Annotated in this window: 10 protein-coding genes and 1 pseudogene; 4 read left to right on the forward strand and 7 right to left on the reverse strand. The window is 71.3% G+C overall.

The window, feature by feature from the left end; genetic code table 11:
* The 7 genes and pseudogenes from RT323_RS15165 to RT323_RS15195 all read right to left on the reverse strand — a co-directional run.
* Positions 1 to 264 (reverse strand): annotated as a pseudogene (locus tag RT323_RS15165) (primosome assembly protein PriA); the annotation flags it as partial.
* Between the two features lie 38 nt (positions 265 to 302).
* Positions 303 to 1,490, reverse strand: a complete 1,188-nt coding sequence (gene metK, locus RT323_RS15170; protein ID WP_313409940.1) for a methionine adenosyltransferase — start codon at positions 1,488 to 1,490, stop codon at positions 303 to 305.
* Between the two features lie 79 nt (positions 1,491 to 1,569).
* A complete protein-coding gene (gene coaBC, locus RT323_RS15175; RefSeq protein WP_313409942.1) occupies positions 1,570 to 2,772 on the reverse strand; it encodes a bifunctional phosphopantothenoylcysteine decarboxylase/phosphopantothenate--cysteine ligase CoaBC in 1,203 nt (400 codons plus the stop codon).
* 10 nt (positions 2,773 to 2,782) lie between these two features.
* Positions 2,783 to 3,079: a DNA-directed RNA polymerase subunit omega gene (rpoZ, locus tag RT323_RS15180; RefSeq protein ID WP_313409944.1), complete on the reverse strand. Its 297-nt coding sequence runs from the start codon at positions 3,077 to 3,079 to the stop codon at positions 2,783 to 2,785.
* 24 nt (positions 3,080 to 3,103) lie between these two features.
* Positions 3,104 to 3,685: a guanylate kinase gene (gmk, locus tag RT323_RS15185; RefSeq protein WP_313409946.1), complete on the reverse strand. Its 582-nt coding sequence runs from the start codon at positions 3,683 to 3,685 to the stop codon at positions 3,104 to 3,106.
* On the reverse strand, positions 3,678 to 3,998 hold the full coding sequence (gene mihF, locus RT323_RS15190) for an integration host factor, actinobacterial type (RefSeq protein ID WP_313409948.1): 321 nt from the start codon (positions 3,996 to 3,998) through the stop codon (positions 3,678 to 3,680). The genes gmk and mihF overlap by 8 nt, the downstream gene beginning before the upstream one ends.
* A gap of 10 nt (positions 3,999 to 4,008) precedes the next feature.
* A complete protein-coding gene (locus RT323_RS15195) occupies positions 4,009 to 4,440 on the reverse strand; it encodes a hypothetical protein (RefSeq protein WP_313409949.1) in 432 nt (143 codons plus the stop codon).
* A 103-nt stretch (positions 4,441 to 4,543) separates the two neighbouring features.
* Between RT323_RS15195 and RT323_RS15200 the strand changes: the two genes are divergently transcribed.
* The 4 genes from RT323_RS15200 to RT323_RS15215 form a co-directional block, all read left to right on the forward strand.
* Complete coding sequence (locus RT323_RS15200; protein WP_313409950.1) at positions 4,544 to 5,137, forward strand: sigma-70 family RNA polymerase sigma factor; 594 nt, start codon at positions 4,544 to 4,546, stop codon at positions 5,135 to 5,137.
* Positions 5,134 to 5,574 (forward strand): hypothetical protein, encoded by a 441-nt coding sequence (locus tag RT323_RS15205; RefSeq protein ID WP_313409952.1) that lies wholly within the window; start codon positions 5,134 to 5,136, stop codon positions 5,572 to 5,574. The genes RT323_RS15200 and RT323_RS15205 overlap by 4 nt, the downstream gene beginning before the upstream one ends.
* Before the next feature lie 10 nt (positions 5,575 to 5,584).
* Positions 5,585 to 7,252, forward strand: coding sequence for a S8/S53 family peptidase (locus RT323_RS15210; protein WP_313409954.1), 1,668 nt, complete (start codon positions 5,585 to 5,587; stop codon positions 7,250 to 7,252).
* A 6-nt stretch (positions 7,253 to 7,258) separates the two neighbouring features.
* Positions 7,259 to 7,743 (forward strand): tetratricopeptide repeat protein (locus RT323_RS15215; RefSeq protein ID WP_313409956.1); only part of this gene is annotated, 485 nt, incomplete at its 3' end.

Below are 7,743 nucleotides of genomic sequence, written 5' to 3' on the forward strand. Positions count from 1 at the left end.
CAGCGTGGCGACCTCGGGCGTCAGGACGGGCTCGGACGAGACGACCTTGGCGACCGGGGCGAGCTTGCCTTCGTGGTCGCTGTCCTGGGCCAGCTCGAGGACGTACCCGTCGACGAGCCGTCCCGCGAAGCGCACCTTGACCCGGCATCCGGCGACGACGGCGTCGGCCAGGTCGTCCGGCACCGCGTAGTCGAACGCGCGGTCCAGATGCGACAGCGGCGTGTCCACGAAGACTCGTGCGACACGCCGCTGTGCTTGGTTCACTCGGCTGTTCTATCAGCCGGCCCGGACAGGCCGATGGGTCAGAGGCCCGCTGCCGCGCGCAGGGCGTCGGCGCGGTCCGTGCTCTCCCACGGCAGACCGGGGCGGCCGAAGTGGCCGTAGGCCGCCGTCTCGGCGTAGATCGGGCGCAGCAGGTCGAGATCACGCACGATCGCGGCGGGGCGCAGGTCGAACGTCTCGAGGACCGCGTCGCGGATCGTGTCGACGGCGACGGCCTCGGTGCCGAACGTGTCGACGTAGAAGCCGACCGGGTGGGCCACGCCGATCGCGTAGGCGACCTGGACCTCGGCCTTGGTGGCCAGACCCGCGGCCACGATGTTCTTGGCGACCCAGCGCATCGCGTACGCGGCCGAGCGGTCGACCTTGCTCGGGTCCTTGCCGCTGAAGGCGCCACCACCGTGGCGGGCGTAGCCGCCGTACGTGTCGACGATGATCTTGCGGCCGGTCAGGCCGGCGTCGCCCATGGGACCGCCGATGACGAACTTGCCCGTCGGGTTGATGTGCGACTTGTAGCTGGAGGCGTCGATGTCGTACTGGCTGAGCACCTCGTCGATGACGTGCTTCTTGAGGTCGGCCGGCAGCTGGTGCTCGAGGTCGACGCCCTCCTCGTGCTGGGTCGAGATGACGATCGCCTCGACGCGCACGGGCTTGTCGTTGTCGTCGTACTCGATGGTGACCTGGGTCTTGCCGTCGGGACGCAGGTACGGCAGCGTGCCGTCCTTGCGGACCTTGGTCAGCTGCTCGGACAGGCGGTGCGCGATCGTGATCGGCAGCGGCATCAGCTCGGCGGTCTCGTCGCACGCGAAGCCGAACATCAGGCCCTGGTCGCCGGCGCCCTGCAGGTCGAGCGGGTCGGTGGCGCCGCCGAGGCGGGCCTCCTCGGCCGTGTCGACGCCCTGCGCGATGTCGGGCGACTGCGCGTCGAGCGTGACCTGCACCGCGCAGGACTCGCCGTCGAAGCCCTTGGTGGACGAGTCGTAGCCGATCTCGAGGACCCGGTCACGCGCGATCCGCGCGATGTCGACGTAGGCCTCGGTGGTGACCTCGCCGCCCACCAGCACCATGCCCGTGGTGACGAAGGTCTCCGCCGCGACGCGGCTCTTGGGGTCCTGCTGGAGCAGGGCGTCCAGGATGCTGTCGCTGATCTGGTCGGCGATCTTGTCCGGGTGACCCTCGGTCACGGACTCGGACGTGAAGAGTCGGCTCACGGCTACCTCTCTGACTGATGTGCTGGGGACGCGTAGTGCGACGTCTCGACTGTAGTGGGACAGGGCTGAGCAGGCCCGGTCATTCCATCCGCTGGACGACGACGTCCCAGATGGCATGGGCGATGTCGGCCTTCACGGCGCGCGGCACCGGCTGCTCGGCGCCGTCGGCCGTCAGGATCGTGACCTCGTTGTCGGGCTGGCCGAACACGCGCTCGGAGCCGACGTCGTTGACGACCAGGACGTCACAGCCCTTGCGGGCCAGCTTGGCGCGGGCGTGGTCGAGCACGGAGCCGCTGGCGTCGCCGGTCTCGGCGGCGAATCCCGCGATGACCGGCGACCTACCCGAGCGCGTGCGCACCAGCTCGAGCAGGATGTCGGGGTTCTCGACCAGCTCGATCGTGGGAGCGACGCCGTCGCCCTGCTTCTTGATCTTGGACTCGGCGAAGCTGGCGGGCCGGAAGTCGGCCGGGGCGGCCGCCATCACGACGGCGTCGGCCGACTCGGAGGCCTTGAGCATCGCGTCACGCAGCTCGGCCGTGGTGACGACGCGCACGACGTCGGCGCCGGCCGGGACGTCGACCGAGACGTTGGCGGCGACGAGGGTGACCGACGCGCCGCGGGCCAGGGCGGCCTCGGCCAGCGCGATCCCCTGGCGTCCCGACGAGCGGTTGCCCAGGAAGCGCACGGGATCGAGGAACTCGCGCGTGCCACCGGCCGAGATGGCCACGTGACGACCGACGAGGTCGCGCGGGCGGCCCTGCAGGACGTGCCGGCACAGGGCGTGGATCGCCTCGGGCTCGGGCAGCCGCCCGGGGCCGGTGTCGGCGCCGGTGAGGCGGCCGGAGTCGGGCTCGATCACCAGGACGCCGCGCTCACGCAGCGTCGCGACGTTGGCGACGGTGGCGGGGTGCTCCCACATCTCGGTGTGCATGGCCGGGGCCAGCACGACGGGACAGCGCGCCGTCAGCAGCGTGTTGGTGAGCAGGTCGTCGGCCAGTCCGTGCGCCGCCCGCGCCAAGGTGTTGGCGGTGGCCGGCACGACGACCACGAGGTCGGCCGTCTGGCCGAGCTTGACGTGCGGGACGGCCTGGACGTTCTCGAAGACACCCGTCTGGACGGGGTTGCCCGACAGGGCCTCCCACGTCGCGGCGCCGACGAACTCGAGCGCCGACTCGGTGGGGACGACCCGGACGTCGTGGCCCTCCTCGGTGAACAGCCGCAGGAGCAGGGCGGCCTTGTAGGCGGCGACTCCTCCGGTGACGCCGAGGACGATGCGGCTCATCGTTGCGGGATCAGGCCTCGTCGGTGGCCGCGGGAGCGGCGGCGTCGGGATCGATGTCCTCGACGGTCAGCAGCTCGGCGTTGATCTCGCGCAGCGCGATCGACAGCGGCTTCTCCTGGACCTCGGTCTCGAGGAGGGGGCCCACGTACTCGAGCAGGCCCTCGCCCAGTTGGGAGTAGTACGCGTTGATCTGGCGGGCGCGCTTGGCGCTGTACAGGACGAGCTTGTACTTGGAGTCCGCCTTCTCGAGCAGGTCGTCGATGGGCGGGTTGGTGATGCCTTCAGCAACGGAACGCGTGGTGGACACTCAGAATCTCCAGAAATTTGTGGGTTACCCGGCAGTGTCGGCTGGCGGGCCGTATCTGAACAAGTCTACCAACTCCCGGCCCGCTTCCTCGACTTCGGTGTTGACGATGGTCGCGTCGAACTCGGACACCGCCGCCAGCTCCTCGCGGGCCGTGGCCAGCCGGCGCTCGCGCTCGGCCTCGGTCTCGGTGCCGCGGCCGACGAGCCGGCGCACCAGCTCGTCCCACGACGGGGGCGCGAGGAAGACCAGGAAAGCCTCGGGCAGGTGGTGGCGGACCTGGCGCGCGCCCTGCAGGTCGATCTCGAGCAGGACCGACTCGCCCTGGGCCAGCTTGGCCTCGACGGCGGCGCGCGGGGTGCCGTAGCGGTTGACGCCGTGGACGGTCGCCCACTCGAGCAGGCCGTCGTTCTCGATGAGCCGATCGAACTCCTCGGCGCTCACGAAGTGGTAGTGCTTGCCGTCGACCTCGCCCGGACGCGGCGGGCGGGTGGTGGCCGAGACGGACATGTAGATCTCGGGGTGGTGCTCGCGGACCCATGCGGCGACGGTGCCCTTGCCGACCGCGGTGGGACCGGCGAGGACGACGAGGCGACCGCGCTCAGCCACGGCGCGAGATCTCGGCGATCAGGCCCTGGGCCTGGTTGGAGCCCAGCCCGCGCAGGCGGCGGCTCTCGGCGATGTTCAGCTGGGCCATGATCTGCTGGGCGGTCAGCTTGCCGATGCCCGGGATGCTCTGGAGCAGGTCGAGGACCTTGATCTTGGCGATCGCCTCGTTGCGCTTGGCCTCGGCCAGCACCTCGGCGACGCTGGCGCCGGAGTGGCGCAGCCGGTTCTTCACCTCGGCGCGCACCTGGCGGGCGGCGGCCGCCTTGGCCAGCGCCTCGCGACGCTGCTCGTCGGTCAGTTCGGGAAGGGCCACGGGTCGTTCCTCACTTCTTCGGCAGGTCGATGCCGCACTCGTCGTGCAGGTGCTGGGCGAGGTCCCTGCGTTGGGTCGCGGTGTCGTTGAAGGCCTCATTGGCGGCCTGGATGCGGTCGAGGTCGTCCTGAGAGAGGGCGTTGACGGCCTCCTCGTCGGTCATGTCCTGGATGCGGATGTCGGCCTTGTCGTGCGCCGCGACGACGCGGCGGGTGGCCTTCGCGACGGCCTTCCACTCGGCCTGGACGTCCTTCGGAGCGGACTTGGCGATGTCGGTGGTGACCTCGGCGTAGGACGTGAAGGCGGCACTGTCGAGCTGGCCGAACGTCTTCAGGGAGTCCTCGCCGCGGTCGGCGGCATCGCAGTACGGTCCCCCGCCCGAGCATCCCGTCAGCATGCCGAGACCGAGGACCACACACAGAGCAAGAGTCGGTCGTCGCACCCCGACAGGCTACCGGCGGACACCGACCGTCCAGCGGTCCTGTCACCGCGTGTATCAGGCAAGCCCCTTCCCGCTCGTGCCGGATGTGAGCAGAATGACAATCGTGACCCCCGACAAGTCACGACCATCCGACGACGACGGCCCCTGGATCCGCTCCGGTGACGCCTTCGCCCGGTGGCGTGACGGCGACCGAGCAGCGATCGACGATCTCGTCCGCGAGATGACACCCGTGCTGTGGCACGTGGTGCGGGCCTACCGGCTCGACGAAGACGTCTGCGAGGACGTCATCCAGTTCACGTGGCTCACCCTCGTGCGCAAGGCCGACAGCGTCGACAACCCCCGCGCCGTCGCCTCGTGGCTGATCATCACGGCGCGCCGCCAGGCGTGGCGCGTGGCCTCGCGCAACCGGCGTGAGGACGCGACGGACGAGGAGGTGCTCGCCCCCGCGCTGCCGACGTCCCGCCCGGCCGAGACCGAGGCGATCGAGGCGGACGACAACCACCGGCTCTGGTCCGCCGTGGCCAAGCTGAACGAACGGTGCCAGCGCCTGCTGCGGGTCATCGCGTTCGACGACAAGCCCGACTACAAGCACATCTCCGACGACCTGGGGATGCCCGTCGGCAGCATCGGCCCCACCCGGCGCCGGTGTCTCGAGAAGCTCAAGTCCGTCATCGCCGGCGAGGAGGCCACGTCATGAACGAGCGCGAACCGATCTTCGACGATCTGCGGACGATGTTCCAGGTCCTCGACCCCCCGCCCGCCCACCTGACCGACGCCATGATCGCCGCGATCGCCGCGGAGGACCTGGACGCCGACTACGCACTGCTGAGCCTGCTCAGCCGCAGCACCGAACTGGCCGGCACCCGCGGCTCGGGCATCCTCACGATCGAGTTCTCGCACGACGAGACCTCCGTGCTCCTGCGGGTGGCCGAGCTGGACGACGACCAGCGCCGCATCGACGGCTGGGTCACCGGCACCGACGGCACCGAGGCCCGCCTCGTCGCGGGCGAGCGCTCGACGACCGTCCCGCTCACCGACGGCCGGTTCGAGTTCGCGAGCGTCCCGGCCGGGCTGATCCGCATCTACTTCTCGGGCGGCGACACCGAGCTGGCCACCCCCACCTTCGAGATCTGAGGAGCACCGGATGCGACCGTCCGACCCCCGCCCGCCCCGACTCGAGGACGAGGATCCCTGGTCCCGCGAGCAGGCGCTCGAGAGCCTGGCCGCCCGCGAGGGCACCACGCTCGACCCCTCGAACTCCACCGTCGGTCCCGGCTCGGCCGAGGCCCACCCGACCGCCTACCTGTCGACGAAGCTGCTGATCTCGACCCTCGTCGACGTCGACGCCGCGATCCGCCTGCTGCAGGAGGCCGCCCGCACGTTCTCGTGGGACGTCCAGGAGGACCCGGACTACCCCCGCATCGTGATCGAGGAGTCCGACGAGGAGCGGCGCGCCCGCCAGGAGCGCTACCCGTGGGCCACCGGCTACGTCGGCATGGCGCGGGTCGTCATCTCGGCCACCGCCAAGTCGCACGCCCGCCCGCCGGACGCGTGGTCCCTCCTGCAGGCGGCCCGCGCGCTCGGTGCCGGCAACGACCTGCTGCACGGCATCGGCCTCGACCACGTCCTGCAGAGCAGCCCCTTCACGCGGGGCGCGCCGTTCACCCGCGGCGCGCCGTTCACTCGTGGGGCGCCGTTCACTCGTGGTGCGCCGTTCACGCGCGGTGCACCCTTCACCCGTGGTGCGCCGTTCACCCGCGGTGCCAGCGTCGCTGTCGACGCCTACGGCGATGCGGGCTCGGGCGGTCGCCAGCCCGTCGCCTGGATGGGTCCGGCGCCGCAGCGCGGCCTCGACGATCCGGAAGGGCCCCGCCGGCCCCAGGTCGGGGTCCTCGACTCCGGTTGCGGCACGCACCCGTGGTTCACGGCCGCGGTCAAGGACGGGACGCACGCCATGCCCGGCGTGACCATCGGCCGGACCGACCCTGCCACGGACCCCGAGACCCTCGGCAACGTCAGCGGGCCCCTCGACGGCTCGATCGACGACGCCTCCGGCCACGGGACGTTCATCGTTGGCCTCGTCCACCAGGGCTGCCCCGACGCGGACATCCACTGGTGGCGCGTCATGGAGTCCGACGGCACCCTCGCCGAGTCCGAGTTCGTCACCGCGCTCGCCCGCGTCGCCCAGCTGCTGCGGAGCGGCGGTGACGATCCCTTCGTGCTGGACGTGCTGAACCTGTCGTTCGGGTACTACCACGAGACGCCGTACGACGAGGAGTTCGATCCGACGCTCTACGAGCTGCTGGCCCTGATCGGCCGCACCGGCACGACCATCGTGTGCGCCGCCGGCAACGACGCCACCTCGCGCCCGCTGTTCCCGGCCGCCTTCGGGCCTTGGGACGACCCGGCGAAGGAGGTCGTGCGGCGCGACCCGGACGCGACGCCGATCGTGGCCGTCGGAGCGCTCAACCCGAACGCCCGCACGGACGCCATGTTCACGAACACCGGCGCGTGGGTGCACGTCTACCGGCCGGGTGCGTCGCTCGTCAGCACGATCCCACCGTTCGAGGGCGGCCTGCAGCCGATCGCGCGCACGACCTCGCAGGGCCGGGTGCGCGAGTCGATCGACCCGGACGACTTCACCAGCGGGTTCGCCGTGTGGAGCGGTACGTCGTTCGCGGCGCCGGTCTTCGCGGCCGAGCTGGCGAAGCTGATCGCCACGCGACTGCCGATGCCCGGCGTCTCGGAGACCAGCCGCGACGCGGTCGCCCGTGCGCAGGACGCGATCCGGCGGTTGACAGACGGCGGATGATGAAGGGTGCTCTCTGCCGCTGACCTGCACCGCCGGGGTCGCGCGTCGATGGACGCGGGCCGCTTCCGGACGGCACTTCGGCAGCTGACGGCGGCGCTCGAGCGCAACGACGAGGACGAGCGCCAGGTGCGCATCCTGCTCAACCTGGCGCACGTCGAGTCGACGCTGGGTGACCCCGACGCCGCGTTCCGGCGCTGCGACGAGGCGGCCCGGCGGGCGGCGACGCCCCGTGCCCGTGCCCTCGTCCACAGCCAGCGGGCCGGGCTGCACCTGGCGGCGGGCGACCTCGAGCGTGCGGGCGCGCTCTACGATCTCGCGATCCCGACGCTGACGGGCCTGGCGCGCGCGAACGCCCTGATGAACCGCGGCGTGATCCACCTGCAGCAGTGGAGCAACGACCGGGCGGGTCGCGACTTCGCGGACGCGGCGGCCCTGTTCCTGGCCGAGGACGACGCCATCGGCACGGCGCAGGCGCGCCACAACGCCGGGTA

It is taken from the genome of Aeromicrobium sp., from assembly GCF_032084975.1.
In the GTDB taxonomy this organism is placed as follows: domain Bacteria; phylum Actinomycetota; class Actinomycetes; order Propionibacteriales; family Nocardioidaceae; genus Aeromicrobium.